General features: G+C 68.7%; 16 protein-coding genes. 4 read left to right on the forward strand and 12 right to left on the reverse strand.

Translation table 11 applies throughout. The features are described 5' to 3' along the window. The 5 genes from FR943_RS03290 to FR943_RS03310 form a co-directional block, all read right to left on the reverse strand. Entirely contained in the window at positions 1-1596 is a 1596-nt protein-coding gene (locus FR943_RS03290; protein ID WP_217154887.1) for a Na+/H+ antiporter subunit D, read from the reverse strand. Further along, positions 1593-2063, reverse strand: coding sequence for a Na(+)/H(+) antiporter subunit C (locus FR943_RS03295; protein WP_217154888.1), 471 nt, complete (start codon positions 2061-2063; stop codon positions 1593-1595). Before FR943_RS03295 ends, FR943_RS03290 begins: the two co-directional genes overlap by 4 nt. After that, positions 2060-4951: a Na+/H+ antiporter subunit A gene (locus FR943_RS03300; RefSeq protein ID WP_217154889.1), complete on the reverse strand. Its 2892-nt coding sequence runs from the start codon at positions 4949-4951 to the stop codon at positions 2060-2062. Before FR943_RS03300 ends, FR943_RS03295 begins: the two co-directional genes overlap by 4 nt. A gap of 161 nt (positions 4952-5112) precedes the next feature. Beyond that, complete coding sequence (locus FR943_RS03305) at positions 5113-6399, reverse strand: ArsB/NhaD family transporter (RefSeq protein WP_217154890.1); 1287 nt, start codon at positions 6397-6399, stop codon at positions 5113-5115. 12 nt (positions 6400-6411) lie between these two features. Next, the gene (locus FR943_RS03310; RefSeq protein WP_246584800.1) at positions 6412-6900 is read right to left on the reverse strand and encodes a CBS domain-containing protein; all 489 of its coding nucleotides are present in this window, start codon (positions 6898-6900) and stop codon (positions 6412-6414) included. A gap of 171 nt (positions 6901-7071) precedes the next feature. Here FR943_RS03310 and FR943_RS03315 point away from each other — a divergent pair, with 171 nt between their 5' ends. Continuing rightward, complete coding sequence (locus FR943_RS03315) at positions 7072-8040, forward strand: HAMP domain-containing sensor histidine kinase (protein ID WP_217154891.1); 969 nt, start codon at positions 7072-7074, stop codon at positions 8038-8040. Between the two features lies 1 nt (position 8041). Beyond that, entirely contained in the window at positions 8042-8689 is a 648-nt protein-coding gene (locus FR943_RS03320; protein ID WP_217154892.1) for a response regulator, read from the forward strand. On the opposite strand, the gene FR943_RS03325 is transcribed toward FR943_RS03320, so the two are convergent. Next, entirely contained in the window at positions 8676-9059 is a 384-nt protein-coding gene (locus FR943_RS03325) for a hypothetical protein (protein ID WP_217154893.1), read from the reverse strand. The genes FR943_RS03320 and FR943_RS03325 overlap by 14 nt on opposite strands. Positions 9060-9080: 21 nt before the next feature. On the opposite strand from FR943_RS03325, the gene FR943_RS03330 reads away from it, so the two are divergent. Then, positions 9081-9701, forward strand: coding sequence for a TetR/AcrR family transcriptional regulator (locus FR943_RS03330; protein ID WP_217154894.1), 621 nt, complete (start codon positions 9081-9083; stop codon positions 9699-9701). On the opposite strand, the gene FR943_RS03335 is transcribed toward FR943_RS03330, so the two are convergent. Continuing rightward, a complete protein-coding gene (locus tag FR943_RS03335) occupies positions 9667-11622 on the reverse strand; it encodes a peptidoglycan-binding protein (RefSeq protein ID WP_217154895.1) in 1956 nt (651 codons plus the stop codon). The genes FR943_RS03330 and FR943_RS03335 overlap by 35 nt on opposite strands. Positions 11623-11736: 114 nt before the next feature. On the opposite strand from FR943_RS03335, the gene FR943_RS03340 reads away from it, so the two are divergent. Then, positions 11737-12186 carry an SRPBCC family protein gene (locus FR943_RS03340; RefSeq protein ID WP_217154896.1) on the forward strand — a complete coding sequence of 150 codons (450 nt, stop codon included), beginning with the start codon at positions 11737-11739 and terminating at the stop codon, positions 12184-12186. 413 nt (positions 12187-12599) lie between these two features. Here the strand turns inward: FR943_RS03340 and FR943_RS03345 are convergent, their stop codons facing one another. From FR943_RS03345 to FR943_RS03365, 5 genes are read right to left on the reverse strand one after another with little or no spacing between them, the layout of a single operon-like run. Beyond that, entirely contained in the window at positions 12600-14843 is a 2244-nt protein-coding gene (locus FR943_RS03345) for an AAA family ATPase (protein ID WP_217154897.1), read from the reverse strand. Position 14844: 1 nt separating this feature from the next. Next, positions 14845-15708, reverse strand: a complete 864-nt coding sequence (pssA, locus tag FR943_RS03350) for a CDP-diacylglycerol--serine O-phosphatidyltransferase (protein ID WP_217154898.1) — start codon at positions 15706-15708, stop codon at positions 14845-14847. 30 nt (positions 15709-15738) lie between these two features. Next, positions 15739-16437 (reverse strand): phosphatidylserine decarboxylase, encoded by a 699-nt coding sequence (locus FR943_RS03355; protein WP_217154899.1) that lies wholly within the window; start codon positions 16435-16437, stop codon positions 15739-15741. 35 nt (positions 16438-16472) lie between these two features. Continuing rightward, on the reverse strand, positions 16473-17660 hold the full coding sequence (moeA, locus tag FR943_RS03360; protein WP_217154974.1) for a molybdopterin molybdotransferase MoeA: 1188 nt from the start codon (positions 17658-17660) through the stop codon (positions 16473-16475). A 2-nt stretch (positions 17661-17662) separates the two neighbouring features. Further along, positions 17663-18586 carry an SDR family NAD(P)-dependent oxidoreductase gene (locus tag FR943_RS03365; protein ID WP_217154900.1) on the reverse strand — a complete coding sequence of 308 codons (924 nt, stop codon included), beginning with the start codon at positions 18584-18586 and terminating at the stop codon, positions 17663-17665. Positions 18587-18603: the final 17 nt, after the last annotated feature.

Consider the following 18603-nt stretch of genomic DNA (forward strand, 5'->3'; position numbering starts at 1 on the left):
TCATGGGGCAGCTCCCAGCACCGCGGTGATGTACTGCCCCCGGTCGAGGACTTCGGCTGCCGAGCGTTCGGTGTAGCCGAAGATCGGCCCCGCCGCGACCGTCAGCGCCAAGCCCACGGCGATCAGCGCCCCGGTCGGCACCAGCATGCCCGCCGGCATCCGCCCCACACTGTCGCGATCGGCGAACTCGATGTCCTCGATGTCGTCGAGCAGCACCGCCGGCGCCGCCCCGGAAAGATGGCCCTCGGGGGCATCGGCCCGCGCCCGCCAGAACGCCTTCGTCCAGACCCGGGCCACCACATACAGCGTCAGCAGGCTCGTCACCACCCCGCCGGTCACCAGGGTCCAGGCCAGCACCGAGCCGTTCTGGGCGCCGGCCTCCATCAGCGCGATCTTGCCGATGAAACCCGAGAACGGTGGAATGCCACCCAAGTTCAGGGCCGGGACGACGAACACGAACGCCAGCAGCGGGCTGGCCGCGGCCAGGCCACCGAGCCGGTTGAGGGTGGAGGCGCCGGCCTGCCGCTCGATCAGGCCGACCACCAGGAACAGCGTCGTCTGCACCACGATGTGGTGGGCCACGTAGTAGATGGCCCCCGACATGCCCAGCTCATTGCCCAGCGCGACGCCGAACACCATGTAGCCGATGTGGCTGACGAGCGTGAACGACAGCAACCGCTTGATATCGCTCTGCGCGATGGCGCCCAGGATGCCGATCACCATGGTCAGCAACCCGGCGATCAGCAGCACCGTGTCCAGGGTGCCGCCGGGGAACAGCAGGGCGTGGGCCCGGATGATCGCGTACACACCGACTTTCGTCAGCAACCCGGCGAACACCGCGGTGACCGGGGCCGGCGCGGTGGGGTAGGAGTCGGGCAGCCAGGTCGACAGCGGGAACACCGCGGCCTTGATGCCGAACGCCACCAACAGCACCGCGAACAGGGCGTTGCGGGTGCCGGCGGGCACGTCGTCGAGGCGGACCGCCAACTCGGCCAGGTTCAGCGTGCCGGTGGCGGCGTACACCAGCGCGATGCCGATCAGGAAGATCAGCGAGGACACCATCGACACCATCACGTATGAGATGCCGGCCCGCACCCGTTCCTCGCTGGCGCCGATGGTCAGCAACACGAAGCTCGCCGAGAGCAGCACCTCGAAACCGACGAACAGGTTGAACAGGTCCCCGGCCAGGAATGCGGTGCAGACACCGGCCGAGAGCACCAGATAGGTGGGCAGGAAGATCGACACCGGCTGGCGTTCGTCACCGTCGCGGATACCCTGCCCGATGGCGTAGACGACCACGGCCAGCAGCACGATCGCCGACACCACCAGCATCATCGCCGAGAGTCGGTCGACGACCAGGGTGATGCCCAGCGGCCCCATGCCCGGCACGCTCTGTCCCCACCCGCCGACATGCAGCACCAGGGTCCCGTCGCGGTCGGCCAGATAGACCAGCGCCGCACACACCGCGACGGTGGCGGTCAGCGCGGTCTGGGTGATGATGCGCTGCAGTTGCGCCCGCCGTCCGGCGATCAGGGTCAGCGCCGCGCCGAGTGCCGGGATCAGCACCGGCAGGGGGATCAATGCCTGGGCGGTCATTTCGACCCCTCGAAACCGGGCAGCGCGTCGAGCTCGTCGGGCGCGTCGGTGTCGAGGTGGATGTCGGGTTGCGGGATCGTCGGCTCCTCCTCGTCGTCTTCGGTGCCGATCTGCTGCGAGACGCGGGTGTCCTCGGGGTCATTGCTGACCTCTTCCACCGTGGTCAGCCGGTAGGCCCGGTAGGCCAGCGCGAGCACGAACGCGGCGATCCCCATGCTGATCACGATGGCGGTCAGGATCATGCCCTGCGCCAGCGGATCGGCGGTGGTGGTGGCGCCGTTGCTGGTGCGACCCCGGATCGGTGGGTTGCCGCCGACCCCGCTGACGGTCAGGATGAGCAGGTTCACCGCATTGCCGATCAGCAGCAGTCCCAACAACATTCGGGTCAGGTTGCGCTCCAGCAGCAGGTAGACCCCGGTGCTGGTCAAGCCGCCGATCAGGATCAGCGGAATCAGGAACGTCGTCATCGTGTCACCGCCTTCGTGGTCACGGCGGTCTCCACGTCCACCCGCGCGCCGAGGCTGCGCAGCACATCGAGCACCAACCCCACCACGATGAGGTACACGCCGAGATCGAAGAACAGTGCGGTCACCAGTTTGACGTGGCCGAAGACCGGAAGGTCGAACTGCAACACCGCCGAGGACAGTGCGGGTGCGCCCAGCAGGATCGAGATGACGGCCACGCCGGCCGACAGTCCCAGCCCGGTACCCAGGATCTTGCCCGCGTCCAGCGGCAGTGTCTCACCGAGCTCGTAGCGCCCGCCGGCCAGATACCGCAATACCAGGGCCAGGCCCGCGGTGAGTCCGCCGGAGAAGCCGCCGCCGGGGGTGTTGTGCCCGGCGAAGAAGAAGTACGCCGACAGCACCATGATGAGCGGGAAGATGATCCGCGTCGCGACCTCCAGGATCAGCGAGCGATATCGCGGATCACGCATCTCCGAGCCGCGCAGCCAGGTGACATCGCCGATGGCCGGGCTGTAGGCGAAGACCGGCGCGATGTCGGGCTGCCCGGCGGGCGCGGTGACGCGCGGGGCGGTGCCGACCCTCGGTGCGGTGCCGAAGCGACGGTGGCGGAACACCAGGGAGGCCACCCCGGTCGCGGCCACCAGCAACACCATGACCTCGCCCATGGTGTCCCAGGCCCGGATGTCGACCAACAGCACATTGACGGTGTTGGCGCCGTGGCCGCGGTAGTAGGCGGCGTCGGGCAAGAGCTCGGCGATGCCGACGCCGGTGCGGGCGGCCATCGCGTAGACCGTCAGGGTGGTCACGGCGGCGCCGACGGCCAGGGCCAGCAGGGCACGCGGCAGCCGGTGGCTGTTGATCTTGGCGGCGTCGGACTCGGCCGGCAGGGTGCGCAGCACCAACACGAAGATCACCAGGACCAGCGTCTCGACCAGGAACTGGGTCAGGGCCAGATCAGGTGCGCCGTGGAAGGCGAAGATCGCGCCGCAGCCGTACCCGGCCACCCCGATCAGCAGCACCGCGGCCAGCCGGTTGCGCATCAGCGTCGCGCCGATCGAGGAGGCCAGCATCAGTAACCCGATCACCACGACCAGCGGTGAGTCCCACAGCGCGAAGTGCGGGTGATCGCGGGTGCCCACGGCCAGGGCGCCGAGGGGAAAGGCCACCAGCGTGCACAGGATCACCGACTGGGTGACCGGCAGCGAACCGCGCTGAGTCGAACCGGTGAGCCGGACCGAGAGCACGTCCAGACCACGGATGGTGGCGTCGTATATCCGGTCGGCGTTGCCCAGTGGAAGGTAGGCGACGCGATTGCGGGGCAACCGACGCCGAATCAGGAATGCCGCGACGCCGGTGGCAAGGACCACCGCCGACAACACCAGCGGCAGGCCCAGCCCATGCCAGAGAGCCAGGTGGTAGCCGGATCCGCCGGGGATCGAGTCGGTGTATTCGTCGAGGGCGGCATCCAATCCGGCCGGCCACAGACCGAACAGCAGTCCGGCCGCGGCCAGGACCGCCGGGGCGGCCAGGAACGTCACCGGCGGGCGGTGCATTTCGGCCACCCGGGCACTGGGGCGGTCCAGCCCCTTGTCGCTGAACGCGCCCCACAGGAAACGCAGGCTGTAGATCGTGGTGAACACCGAGCCGATCACGATGCCGGCCAGCACATAGGGCGCCGCGGCGCCGAGCGCCGGACTGTGCGCCACCGTCTCCAGATCGGCCTCCTTGGCGACGAACCCGAAGAACGGCGGCAGCGCGGCCATGCTCGCGGTGGCGCCGACGGCGATGGCGAACAACGGTTTGTGGTGACGGCCCAACCCGGCCAGCCGCCGGATGTCACGGGTCCCGGTGGCGTGGTCGATCACGCCCACCACCATGAACAGTGCGGCCTTGAACATCGCGTGCGCGCACAGCATGGCCAGCCCGGCCAGCATCATGTCGCTGCCGCCGGCCCCGACCATCACGGTGATCAGTCCCAGCTGACTCACCGTGCCGAACGCCAGGATCAGCTTGAGGTCGTACTCGCGCACCGCGCGCCAGCCGGCGACCATCATGGTCACCAGCCCCAGTCCCACCACCATGGGACGCCACAGCGGGGTGTCGGCGAACCCGGGCGTCATCCGGGCCACCAGGTAGACGCCGGCCTTCACCATGGCCGCGGCGTGCAGGTAGGCGCTCACCGGGGTGGGGGCGGCCATCGCCCCGGGCAGCCAGAAGTGCAGCGGCACGATGGCCGATTTCGACAGCGCGCCGACGAGGATCAGGGCCACACCGATGGTGGCGGCGGTGCCGGTCGGCGGCGCGGCGATCAGCTCCGACAGCAGGTAGGTGCCGGCCAGGTGGCCCAGCACCACGATGCCGATCAGCATCGCCAGCCCGCCGAACGTGGTGACCAGCAACGCCTGGGTGGCGGCCCGGCGGCTGGTGGCCCGCTCGGCGTAATGGCCGACCAGCAGGAACGACAGCACCGTGGTGGTTTCCCAGAAGATGTAGAGCACCAGCATGTTGTCGCTGATCACCAGGCCGAACATGGACCCGGAGAAGGCCACCAGCTCGGCGGCGAAGCTGGGCAGCCGCTTCTCGATGCGGCCGTCACGGTGATGGAAGTAGTCGGCGCAGTAGAACAACACCAGGGCACCGATGGCCAGCACCAGCACGCTCATGATCGCCGCGAGCGAGTCGAAGCGCAGCGTGATGTTCATCGACAGCTCTTCGACCCATGGGATGTTCAGGGTCGGCACGTGATCGCTGTCGGGCCAGTTCAGGGCGACCCAGACCAGCGAGCCCAGCGGCACCAGGGCCAGCGGATAGAACGCCATCCGTCCCCATCTGGCCACCAGAAGCGGCGCCAGCGCGGTGGCAACCGCGTGGGCGAGCAGGACGGCGAGCATGGCACTCCGATCGGGTTGGGGTCGGGGTGTCAGCCTTATAGCTAGATATGGCTTTTTCGGCTTCGGTTACCCCATTCTACGTGGGCTGTTGTGGCTGCTCCGCAGGCCCGGTCACCGGGCCCGCAGTGAAACGCCGCTCAGAACTCTGCTCAGAACTCTCCTCAGAAATAGCGCAGCCAGACGTACACCCAGGCCAGGGTGGTGCTCAGGGCAGTGACGACGATGCCGTAGCGGGTGAACCGCCAGAAGCTGATCGGGTGCCCGGCCCGCTGCGCGATGCCGATGGCCACCACGTTGGCACTGGCTGCGATCGCGGTGCCGTTGCCGCTGAAGCAGGCGCCCAGCGCGAACGCCCACCACAGCGCCTGGCCGGTCTGCAGGTCCGGGGTCTGGGCCACCATGCTTTCCACCACCGGCGTCATCGTCGCGGTATAGGGGATGTTGTCGACGAACGCTCCCACCACCGACGAGCCGAACAGCAGCGCGGTGGCCGCACCGAACCAGTTGTCGCCGAACGCGGACTCGGCCACCGATCCGAGCGCCCCGATGACGCCGGTGTGTACCAACCCGGCGACCATCACGAACAGCCCCATGAAGAACACCAGCGTCGGCCACTCCACCTCGGGCAGCACCTCGGCCACATCGATGTCGGTGACCAGCAACATGGCCCCGGCGCCCAGCAGTGCCACGATCGAGGGCGCCACGTGCAACACCGAATGCAGTGCGAACCCGACGATCACCACGTTGAGCACCAGCAGCGAGCGGAACAGCAGCCGCGTGTCCTTGATGGCACGGCGTTCCTGCAGGGCCATCACCTCGTCGATGTGCACCTTGCCGGCATGCAGCTCGGAGCCGAACAGCACCCGGGTGAACAGCACGAACGACGCGAAGATGATCACCACGATCGGGGCCATGTGGATCAGGAAGTCGTTGAAGGTGAGGCCGGCACGGCTGCCGATGATGATGTTCGGCGGGTCACCGATCAGCGTCGCGGCGCCGCCGATGTTGGAGGCGAGCACCTCGGCGATCAGATAGGGCTGGGGTGCGATGCGCAGCCGGTCGCAGATCACCAGGGTGACCGGCGCGATCAGCAGGATGATCGTGACGTTGTCGAGCACCGGTGAGGCGAACGCGGTGATCGCCATCAGCATGACCATCAGCCGCACCGGACTGCCGCGGGAGCGTTTGGCCGCCCAGATCGCGAGGAAGTCGAAAAGCCCGGTCTGCTTGATGACGCCAACGATCACCATCATCCCGAGCAGCAGGAAGATGACATTCCAGTCGATGCCCTCGTGCTCGGAGTAGAACACCTTCGCGCCGGGGATCAGCCCGAGCAGGGCCATCAGGCCGGCGGCGATCAGAACAGTTTTGACCTTGTCGGCTCGCTCGGTGGCGATGAACCAGAAGGCGACGACGAAGATCGTCAGCGCCAGGGCCGGGGCGAGCACGAGCCCGGGGGGTCAGTCGCCGGGACCGGCGACGGCAAGGCTGGTCAACAGCCGCTCCAGGGTCACCGCGCCGGTGAGCCGTCCGCCGCTGTCGACGACGGCGATCAACGGGCTGCGCTTGTTGGCCATCACCGTGGCGATCTCCAACAGGGTGGCGTCCGGCGTCACGGTCGCGGGCTTGGTGGCGGGCCCGGGCAGGCAGTCGCCGACGGTGAGTTTGCCGGGCCCGTGCCAGAACAGGTCGGCGTGGATCTCGTCGACGGTGCGGACCAAGGCCGGGTCGTCCTGGTAGGACTCGGGGATCGCCAGGCGCAGCACCTGCGTGCCCGGCAGCACCGCCACCGGACGGCCGCTGTCGTCGACCACCACGAGGCCGGGCAACCGGTTGACCACCATCAGCTGGACCGCTTTGGAGACCGGATCGTCGATCCGGACCGTGGGCAGGTGAGCCGCGATTTCATGTGCCTGCATGAGCTCGTTCCAATGCGTTGCCAGTGTCATTGTCCTCGTTCTCCGAGTGCTCGTTCTCCGATCGGCCCGTGTCGCGGCTCCTCCCAGCGGTGGTGTCAGTGTGTGCGGGTCGGTGCCCGCTGACCATCGGGGCTGACACCCATTCCGACGGGGGTGCGGCATGTATGGACAACCACACTGGTCACAGGTCACGCTGGGGTGGTGAAACCGGCGCGCACCCCGGCGGCCGCGTTGTTCCGGCGGGTGTTCTTGATCAACGGGCTGATCTTCACGCTGGGCACCCTGATCCTCGCGTTGTCCCCGGCGTCGGTGTCCGCCCGCATCAAGATCACCGAAATCCCGGTGCTGCTGGTGGGTTTGGTGGTTATCCTGACGGCCAACGGTCTGTTGTTGCGTTCCAGTCTTGCCCCACTGGATCGGCTCGCCGCGTCGATGCGGCGAGTCGATCCGCCCAAACGTACCGACCGCGTCGACCACCGCGACAGCGGCGACCTGCAACATCTGATCGAATCGTTCAACGCGATGCTGGATCGGCTGGAGACCGAGCGCACCACGGCGAGCGCGTCGGCGCTGGCGGCCCAGGAGAACGAACGTCAGCGCATCGCCCGGGAGCTGCACGACGAGATCGGCCAGACCCTGACCGTCGCGCTGCTGACCCTCAAACGCGCCGTCGATCGGTCACCGGCGGCGATCCGTGGCGAGCTCGCCGATGCGCAGGAGATCGTGCGGTCCAGCCTCGACGAGGTGCGCGAGATCGCCCGACGGCTGCGCCCGGAGGCGTTGGAGGATCTCGGGCTGCACAGCGCCCTGAATGCGCTGTGCAGCGACTTCGCTCAGGCCAGCGGGATCGCCGTGGTCAAACACATTGCCCTGCAAGAAGATCGGCTCAGGTCCGAGGTCGAGCTGGTGTGCTACCGGATCGCCCAGGAGAGCCTGACCAATGTGGCCCGCCACTCCGGGGCCCGCAAGGTGTGGGTGGACCTGCACACCGGGCGGGACGAGCTGACGTTGCGGGTCGCCGACGACGGCCGCGGCGGAGTGGAGGTCGAAGGTGCCGGCATCAACGGGATGCGCGAGCGGGCCCTGCTGGTGAACGCCGAGCTGACGCTCACGTCCCCGGCGGGTGGTGGCACCGAGGTCCGGTTGGTGATCCCGGTGCGGAGTAGCTGACGTGGCGGCCCGCATCCTGCTCGCCGACGATCACGCCCTGGTCCGCAGTGGCCTGCGGATGATCATCGACGCCGAATCCGATCTGCAGGTGGTGGCCGAGGCCGCCGACGGGTACGAGGCGCTGGACGCGCTGGAGTCGACGCCGGTGGATCTGGCCATTCTCGATATCGCGATGCCGCGGATGACGGGGTTGCAGGCCGCGCGGGAGATCAACCGGAGCCATCCGCATGTGCGGATCCTGATCCTGTCGATGTACGACAACGAGCAGTACTTCTTCGAGGCGCTCAAGGCCGGAGCTTCGGGGTATGTGCTGAAGTCCGTGGCCGACCGGGACCTGTTGGAGGCATGCCGGGCCACCATGCGCGGTGAACCGTTCCTCTACGCCGGGGCGGTGACCGCGCTGATCCGCGATTATCTGCACCGGTCCCGCCACGGTGGGGAGTTGCCGGAGACCATCCTCACGCCGCGTGAGGAGGAGGTGCTCAAGTTGATCGCCGAGGGGTACTCGACCCGGGAGATCGCCGCGACGCTGACCATCAGCGCCAAGACCGTCGACCGGCACCGGACCAACATCCTGGCCAAGCTCGGGTTGCGGGACCGGTTGGCGTTGACCCGCTACGCGATCCGGGCCGGGCTCATCGAACCGTGAGTGGACGCACCTGGCGGCCGATGCGTTTGAGGGTTTGGCGGACCGCCACCGCGTGGCCGCCCGAGCCGATCACCAGGGCGCGGTAGATCTTTCCGTGCAGGCCAGGGAAGTCCGCCCAGGTCTGTGAGCGCACCCTGGTGCGGTGCGGGCCGAGCTCGTCCAACTCGAAGATCCATTCGTACACCGCGAACGGGTGCCGGCCCTTGAGGACGAGGCGTTGGCGCGGGGTGCACTCGCCGATGGCGAAGCCGAGTGGCGGGCGCGGGGCTGCGGGGTCGGTGCACATCGTGCGCAGGACGGCGGCCCATGTCGTAGCCGCGTCGGCGTCGAGGATTGTGGCATGCTCATCGATATAGGGTAAACGTTCCATATAGAAGGACTGTACTAGATCATGGCGCCTCCGCGGAAGCATGGAACCGACGCGATCTTGGACGCGACGCGGGCGTTGGTGCTTGCCGAAGGGCCCCGGGCGGCAAGCGTTGCGGCGATCGCCAAGGCCAGCGGCGCCCCGGCGGGCACGCTCTACCACCGGTTCGGCAACCGCAACGGGGTGCTGGCCGCGGCCTGGCTGCGCGCGTTGGACCGGTTCCAGAGTCGGGCGATGGCCGCGACGGGAGAGGACCCGGTGGAGATCGCCGTGTCGATGGGGGTGGCGGCCGTGGGTTTCGCCCGCGAGTTCGGTGACGACGCGCGTATGCTGCTGACCATCCGGCCCAGTGACCTGCTCGACGGTGCCCCCGACGCCGAGTTCACCGCGACGCTGGCGGCGATGAACGTCCCGCTCATGGAGCGACTGCGCGAGCTCACGCGCCGCGTCTACGGCGACGACGATGCCCGCGCGATGGATGCAATGTCGCGCGCCGTCGTCGATCTGCCGTATGCGGTGGTCCGCCGGCACGCGCACGATGCCGAGTTGCCGTCGTGGCTGGAGGCGGACCTGGCCGCGGCGATCCGTACGTTGCTGACCACACCGCTGACTACGCCGGCGTCGACACGCAGCGGCGCCAGGTGACCGGACCGGTGATGCCGTCGGATTCGATGCCCTGGCTGCCCTGGAACTCCCGGACGGCCTGTTCGGTGACCGGGCCGTAGGCGCCGTCCACCGCGACAGGCGCCGCTTGCCGCAGGTTCATCCGGACCTGGATGCCCTTGACGGCCTCACCGGTGCTGCCGCGCCGGACCGTGATGAACAGCCGCGACCACGTCACCGGGCCCACGATGCCGTCGACGACGATGCCCTGGTTGCCCTGGAACCGGCGCACCGCCTGTTCGGTGACCGGCCCGAAGACGCCATCAGCGCTCAGGTCGAATCGCCTGGCGCGCAACAGATGTTGCAGGATCCGGACGAAGGGGCTCTCGTCGCCGCGCTGCAGTTCGATGATCTGTGCCGGTTGGCCGGTTTCGTCGCCGAGCGGGTTGAGCAGGTCGGCCCGTCCTTCGAACGCGAACAGCAAGAGATCCACCATCCGGAACGTCAGCGGGTCGGGGCCCAGGGTGGGCCGCCAATGCGGATCGCGCACAATGGAATACGTGCTGCCCTCCATCGCCCGGTGGAAGGTTTCGGCCACGATACGGCCGCCGACGCCGGTGAGCCGGCCGCCGTTGAGTTCGGCCTCCCGCAGGATGTAGGGCCACAGCGGGGTGTTGGTCACGAACTCGGTGCGCACAGCGGGGGTCAGCCCGGTGAGGTCGACGCCGGTGCCGGCTCCCTCCACGAGCTGCTTCTCGCTCAGCTCGGCAACGTTGGCGAGGGTGGCCATCTGCTGACCGCTGGCGAGCTTGACCATGTTGGCGCGGGACAGATTGCGGAACGCCAGATTGGCGTGCAGCGGCGGCACCGGGTCGTTGCGGTCACCGAACGAGCCGGCCGGCAGGGTGGCCAGCGGGTCGGTGAGCCTGGTGTCGATGGCGCGGGCATGGTTGAACTTCGCCTTCGGCACCACCAGATCCGGACGCCCGGCTTCAGCGAAGTCGTACAGGCGCCGGAAGTCGGCAATCCAGTTGGACGGCAACGGAAACTGGCCCGTCAGGGAGCCGCTGGTGCCCGAGAAGTCGAACAGAAACGACAGGGTCCCGCCGCCGTTGTCGAAGATGCGGTTCCAGTGATACGCGTCGCGGACCATGCTGTGGCCGAGCCGGAACGCCGCCACCGAGAACTCGATCGGCATCGTGGGTGCATCCCCGGGCACCACGGACGTCTCGAAAAGTGTGCGTCCGTTGGTGAATACGTCCTCGATGATGCCGGGGTCGACGATCCGGGGCAGATAATCGGTGCGCAGCATCCACTGGTAGTGCTTGACCACGCGCTCTTGCGCCGCCTCGAACCTCGCCGCGACGGGCCCGGGGGCAATGGTGTCGGCCACCCGGTTGTGGAACCGGATGAAGGCGAGATGCGTCTGGGCCACCGCCAGGTTCTCGTCGTTGCGGTGGTCGGGGATCAGGGCGGTGCTCTGCTGTGGGTCCCGCGGCAGGTCGAAGCCGTCGAAGGCAGGCAGATCACCGATCGAGGCGGTGCGGCCCATCTTCAGGTGCAGTCCGTCGGTGTAGAACTGCGGGTCCGCCGCCGGGCCATGGCCGTACAACGAGTCGAGGTCCAGGCTGGGCGAACGCCCCTGGATCAGCTCGTCGACCGTCAGGTCCGATCCGAGGTCGGCCACGGTGTTGTCCCTGGTCATGTCATGGTCGACGAATTGCCCCAGATAGGTGTACCCGGCCGGGACGTCGTCGTCGGCATCCGGTGGTTGCGTGGTGATCGCTTCGGCCAGCGCCGTCACGAGTTCCGCGCTGGCCGGCGTCCCCGGCGGCCCGATGCGGGAGAACCGGAACTGCCTGAGTTCGTCGGCGTCCGACAGATGTGGCGTGGCCGCGGCCTTCCCGTCAGACGTCAGGATGCCTTCCCCGACGACAAAGAAGCTCTCTCTACCGTGTCGCATGACCTTCCCCCTTCACGTGGTGTGTCCGTGCGGGTCAGTCAATGCCGCGCCACGGCGGGCGTCGTGAGTAATGCACTACCTGTGTTCGAGTGGGCGATCGGTATGGTCGGGCGCATGGATGGTGACGCTTCCCGTGTGGTCTCGGCCCGCCGAGAAATCGCGGCGCCGGCCGAGGTGATCTTCGAATTGATTGCCGACCCGGCGCAGCAGCCGCGCTGGGATGGCAATGACAACCTGGCCGAGGCGCCGGCCGGGCAGCGCGTGCGTGCGGTCGGTGAGGTGTTCGTCATGACGATCACGAAGGGCAGCGACCGCGAGAACCGCATCGTGGAGTTCGAGGAAGGACGCCGGATTGCCTGGCGCCCAGCGGAAGTCGGCAAAGAGCCGCCCGGCCATCTGTGGCGCTGGGAGCTGGAACCGTTGGGCGACAACCGAACCCTGGTCACCCACACCTATGACTGGTCGCAGCTCACCGACGAGAAGCGGTTGGTCCGGGCCCGCGCGACCACTTCCGACAAGCTGCGGGCGTCGATCGATCGGCTGGCTGCGATCGCCGAGCCGTAGCCGCAGCCGAGCCGTAGCCACATTTGCCACACTGGCCCCTGCGTGGAAACGGTAGGCGTTGTGCCCGCCTGTGCGCGACAATCGAGCGACAATCGCCACCTGGGTCACGCTGACAACTCCCATCCCAAGTCCATTCATTACACGAGTTACTGACGGCGCATTCGCCTCGTGCGCAACAGAATTCGGGTTGTCCAGCTATCAGCGACACTGTCGCTCGTAGCTGGACACCGGGCTGATGAGGCACAAGAGGCCTCAGTTGCGTCAGTGCCGGATGAGCACATCGCTGCTGTGGCTCGTGATATACCAGGGACCTGAGAGGCGATTGTCGCTCGATTGTCGCGCATAGGCGGGCAGCTCGAGTAGACGTTCGGCGCAAGCGATTTCGGGGGCGTACCTCAGCGCCAGGCCATACCTCAGCGCCCGGCGGAAAACTCCCGCAACGACGCCACCTGTGCCGCATCGAGCGACGGCCGCACGGTTTCGCGGGCCTTGGCGACATCGGCTGCGGTGACGTCGGCGGCGTCGATCGAGCGGCGCATCGCGGTCAGCGCCGATTCGCGGAGCAGTGCCACGCAGTCGGCCGCGCTGTACCCGTCCAACTCCGCGGCCAGGGCATCGAGATCGACGTCGTCGGCCAAGGGGATGGATTTGCCTGCGGTGCGCAGGATCTCGCGGCGGGCATCGGCATCCGGGGGTTCGACGAACACCAGCTTCTCCAGCCGTCCCGGCCGCAGCAGCGCCGGGTCGATGAGATCGGGGCGGTTGGTGGCCCCCAGCACCACGACGTCGCGCATCGGTTCGATGCCGTCGAGCTCGGTCAGCAGCGAGGCCACCACCCGGTCGGTCACGCCTGAGTCGAAGCTCTGCCCGCGGCGTGGGGCCAGCGCGTCGATCTCGTCGAGAAACACCAGCGACGGAGCCGAGTCGCGAGCCCGGGCGAACAGTTCGCGCACCGCCTTCTCGGATGAGCCAACCCATTTGTCCATCAGCTCAGCACCTTTGACCGCGTGCACGGAAAGCTTCCCGGAACTGGCCAGGGCACGCACCACGAACGTCTTGCCGCAGCCGGGCGGCCCGTACAGCAGCACACCCCGTGGCGGCTCCACGCCCAGGCGCGCGAACGTGTCCGGATGCTGCAGCGGCCACAGCACCGCTTCGGTGAGTGCCTGTTTGGTCTCGACCATGTCGCCGACGTCATCGAGCGTCACCGAGCCGACCGACACCTCTTCGGCAGCCGACCTCGACAGCGGCCGGATCACCGTCAGCGCTCCGGTGAGATCCTCCTGCCACAGCACCGGCTCGTTCCCGTCGGCGCTGGCCCGGGAGGCGGCCCGCAAAGCCCCTTCGCGGACCAGGGCCGCCAGATCTGCCACCACGAAACCCGGTGTGCGGTCCGCGATCTCACCGAGGTTGAGCTCGGCGGTCGGAACACCGCGCAGCAGTACCTCCAGCAGGGACTTGCGGGTGGCGGCATCGGGCAGGGTCAGCGCGAGTTCGCGATCGCACAGGTCCGGGGCGCGCAGCCGGGAATCCACCCCCACCGGCACCGCCGACGTCGCGACGAACGCCGCCCCACGGGTCCCGACGGCGTCCCGCAACTCGGCGATGATCAGCGCGGCGACCGGCTCGGGGGCCCGGTCCGTGGCGGCGGGAAGCAGCGCGTCGACATCCGAGATCAGCAACACCCCACCGCCGTCGCGCACGGTGGCCACCGCGTCGGAAACCCGACTGAGCCGGTCGTCGGCGGCCAGCGCGCCCACCTCGGGGCCGTCGAGTTCCACCAGCCGCCGCTCGGCGCAGACCGTGCGCACCATGGTGGCCTTGCCGACCCCGGCGGGGCCGGTCACCAACACCCCGAGATGCGGTGTGGCACCCAATGTTTCGAGCAGCTCGGGCTCGTCGAGGGACAGCTTGAGCCACTCGGTGAGCTTGCCGGCCTGGACGTGGGAGCCCTTGAGATCGTCGAAGCTGACCGCAGGCTCGGCGCTGGCCGGGCTGATCGTGTGCGCGCCGACCGTCGTGTCCACGGTGGTGCCGGTGGCGTCGGCGCTCCCGGAGGGACCCGGCTCGATGCCCGACCCCCACGACACCACCGAATTCGGCTGGATGCTCACCGGTCCGCGCGGATCGACACCGGTCACCGTCAGCAACTCCGAGGTCCAGGTGATCCCCACCGACGACGCCAACGCCGCGGTGGCCGCCGACGACGACGTGCCCGGGCCGAGATCGCGGGGCAGCAGGGACACCGTGTCGCCCACCGTCATCACCTTGCCCAGCAGGGCCTGACGCAGCGTCGCCGACGAGATCGAATCGGTGGCCAACTTGGACCCGGTCACCGTGACCGCCCGGGCGCCGTACACCGTCACCGGGGCCACGATCACCGTGGCGTTCTCCCGGATCCCGGCGTTGGACAACGTGACGTCGTCGAGCAGGGCGGTGCCGGCCGGGGTGCCCCGCGGCGCCAGCCCGACCACGGCTGCGGTGGTGCGCGATCCGGTCAGGGCAATCGCGTCCCACTCCCGGATGCCCAGCGCGGCCACCGCCTCCGGATGCAAGCGGACCACGCCGCGCCGCGAGTCCAGCGCCGAGGTGTTCAGCCGCGCGGTGAGACGCAGATGCCCGAGCGCGTGATCCTCGTCGACCTCGAGCTCCGACATCTCAGCGCCCTGGCTTCCGCAGCCCCAACCGGGCCATCGACCGGCGGTGCGGCTGCGCCCGGCGAATCGCGCGGCGCTGGGCCCGGCGCTGCTGCGGCTTGTCGTCCCACGACTCGGGATGGCTGGCCACCCACTTCTTGGTACGCACCGCAAACGGGATGTGGAGCACGTAGGCCACGATAATCACCATGATCACGATGTAGCCGTAGAACACCGAGGCGGCCACACCGATGGCGACCAGCGCCAGCAGCGGGGCCACCATGTTCGGCGGCACCGCGAAGGTATGGATCTTGCGCATCGGGATCCGGCTGACCACCAGCAGCGAGACGCCGACCATCCAGAGCGACACCGCCCACTCGCTGGTCCACCAGCCCTCGCCGAACTGCATCTTGGCGGCCAGCAGGCCGATCGCCCCGATCGCGCCGGCCGGCGCGGGCATGCCGACGAAATACTCCTTCTCGTACGCGGGCTGATCCACGTCCAGCAGCGCGTTGAACCGGGCCAGCCGCAGCACGATGCACACCGCGTACAGCAGCACCACGATCCAGCCGATCCGGGAATGCGACAGCAGGGTGCCGTAGACGATGAAAGCCGGTGCCACACCGAAATTCACCGCATCGGCCAGGGAATCGATCTCCTCACCCATCTTGGAGGTGGCGTTGAGCATCCGGGCCACCCGGCCGTCGAGCGCATCGAGGATCGCCGCCACCGCCAGAAAAGCCATCGACTCGGTGGGCCGTTCGTCGAGCGCCATCTTGACCGCCGACAAACCCAGACAGATGGCCGCCACCGTCATCGCGCTCGGCAACATCCGCACGCTGAACGGTGGCGGCTTGATGCGGGGCCGCACCCGGGCTTTGATCATTGCAACCCCGCGATCATTGCAACCCCGCGATCATGGCAACTCCGCCAGGACGGTCTCCCCGGCCAGCGTCCGCTGACCCGGCGTGACAAGCAGGTTCGAGCCGGCGGGCAGGTAGGTGTCCAGCCGGGAGCCGAACCGGATCAACCCGTACGTCTCGCCGATGTCCAGCTTGTCGCCGACGTGCGCGTTGCACACGATGCGCCGAGCCACCAGCCCGGCGATCTGCACGGCGATCACCTCGACGCCGTCGGGCGTGCAGATGACCACGCTGTTGCGTTCGTTGTCCTCGCTGGCGGCTTCGAGCTCGGCCGAGTGGAAGCGACCGGGACGATGCTGGACGGCGACCACGTCACCGCCGATCGGGGCGCGCTGCACATGCGCATCGAGCACCGACAGGAAAATGCTGACCCGCGGCAGCGGAGTGTCGGGCAGGCCCAGCTCGGCGGGCGGCACCGCGTCCTGGACCAGGCACACCAGCCCGTCGGCAGGCGCCACCACCACGCCGGGGCGGGTCGGGGGGACCCGTGGCGGGTGGCGGAAGAACGCCGCGTTGGCGCCGGCGGCCAGCAGTCCGGCCCGCCGCACCCAGCGGTGCTTGCGGCCCAGGGCCGCCACGGCCAGGCTGGCGCCGACGAACGGCAGCCCCGCCGAATGCATCGGCGGAACACTGGAGCGCACCAGGGCAACGAGGCGTTCTGGTCCGGAAGGGAGATCGGGGCGTCTGGCCATCGGGAGGATTCTACGTGCGGACGGTGCCGGATTCGTCAGCTCAGGTCCCAGACGGGGACCGGCGACCCGGCAGCCAGTTCGGTGACGTCCTCGCCGATTTCCAACAGGCAGTTCGCCGAGGCGAGCCAACGCAGATGGTGCGACGCCGGCGGGCCATAGCTGCTCACCGAATCTCCGCTCAGCACACCGCGGCGGAACTGCCGTTTCCCGCGCGGCGAGGTCAGGTCCTCGGTCAGCTGCGCGGTACGGCGCGGCCGGTCCGGGTGAGCATGGCCCATCGCGGTACGCAGCGGCGAACGGACGAACACCTCGAAGGACACCAGCGCACTGACCGGGTTGCCGGGCAGCGTCACGATCGGCACCCCGCCGACGGTGCCGGCCCCCTGCGGCATGCCGGGCTGCATCGCCACCTTGACGAACTTCACCTGATCCGACAGCGAATCCTTGACCACCTCGTACGCGCCGGCGCTCACGCCGCCGGTGGTGATGATCAAATCGGCCTCGCCGCTGTGGGCGGCCAGCGCGGCGCGGAACGCGTCGACATCATCGGCCGACATCGGGGCGATCGTGGCCTGGGCGCCGGCCTCGCGGACCGCGGCGGCCAGCATCACCGCATTGGACTCGTAGATCTGCCCGGGCTGCAACTCGGCACCCGGTGCCACCAGCTCGGTACCGGTGGACATCACCATGACGCGTTGCGGCGGCACGACGGGCAGCGTCGCCAGACCCAGCGCCGCGGCCAGGCCCAACGCGGCCGGGCTGATCACCTGGCCGGCGTGCAGCACCGCGGTGCCGGCGGTGACGTCCTCGCCGGCGCGGCGGATGTGCTTGCCGGGCGGGGCCGAGGCGCGGATGGTCACGACGTCCGTCGCACCGTCGGTGGCCTCCACCGGAATGACCGCGGTGGCACCGGACGGCAACGGGGCGCCGGTCATGATGCGGTGCGCGGTGCCCGGCTGCAGGGTCAGCGGGTCGGTGCGGCCGGCCGGGATGTCCTCGGCGACCGGAAGCCGCACCGGAGCGTCCTCGGTGGCCGACGCGATGTCGTCGGCCAGCACGGCGTAGCCGTCCATCGCCGAGTTGTCGAAACCGGGCAGTGACAACGGCGCCACGACATCGGCGGCCAACACCAGCCCGAGCGTGTCCGACAACGGTAACTGCTGTGCCGCACGGGGTTTGATGAGCCCGGCCACCACCTGCTGGTGCTCGTCGACGGTGCGCATGCTCACACCGGGAAGTGCACGCCGGTGAGCTCTTCGGACACGGTCCAGAGCCGGCGCTGCAGGTCTTCGTCGTGCGACTGCGGGCTGGAGGACACCAGCTTCGGATACCCGCGCATCTCCTGGAAACCGTCCGGACCGTAGTACTGCCCGCCGCGCACGTCGGGATCCGTCGCCGCGCGCAGCGTAGCCAGCGCACCCTTCAGCGCGCTGTTGACGAGCAGCGCGGTCACCTGGTTGACACCCGGCAGCCCGGCACCGGGGATGTGGCGGGTGAGCTCGGTGGCCGAGACGCCCGGGTGGGCGGCCACCGCGATCGTCGGCGCGTTCTTGGCGGCCAGGCGACGCTGCAGTTCATAGGTGAACAACAGATTCGACAGCTTGGACTGCCCGTAGGCGGCCACCCGGTTGTAGCTGCGCTCCCACTGCAGATCGTCGAAGTGGATGGCGGCCTGGATCCGGTGCGCCACGCTGGCGACCGCGACCACCCGCGACCCGTCGACCGGCAGCAGATGGTCGAGCAGCAGGCCGGTCAGCGCGAACGCACCCAGATGGTTGGTGCCGAACTGCAGCTCGAAGCCGTCGACCGTGGTCTGCTTCGGCGGGTACATCACGCCGGCGTTGTTGATCAGCAGGTCGATCCGCGGATAGGCGGCCTTGAGCTCGTCGGCGGCGGTGCGCACCGAGTCGAGGGAGCCGACATCGAGTTTCTGCAGGGTGAGGTCGGCGTTCGGCACCTCGGCGGTGATCCGGTCGACGGCCTCGCGGCCCTTGTCCAGGTTGCGGACCGCGACGACGACGTGTGCGCCCTTGGCGGCCAGCACACGCGCGGTCTCATAGCCCAGACCGGTGTTGGAGCCGGTGACGATCGCGATCCGGCCGGACTGATCGGGCACATCGGCCTCGGTCCACTTGGAGTTGGCACTCATGCCTCGAACTCTACGGG

The sequence above is a fragment of the [Mycobacterium] fortunisiensis genome (assembly GCF_019050325.1).
Taxonomy (GTDB): Bacteria; Actinomycetota; Actinomycetes; order Mycobacteriales; family Mycobacteriaceae; genus Mycobacterium; species Mycobacterium fortunisiensis.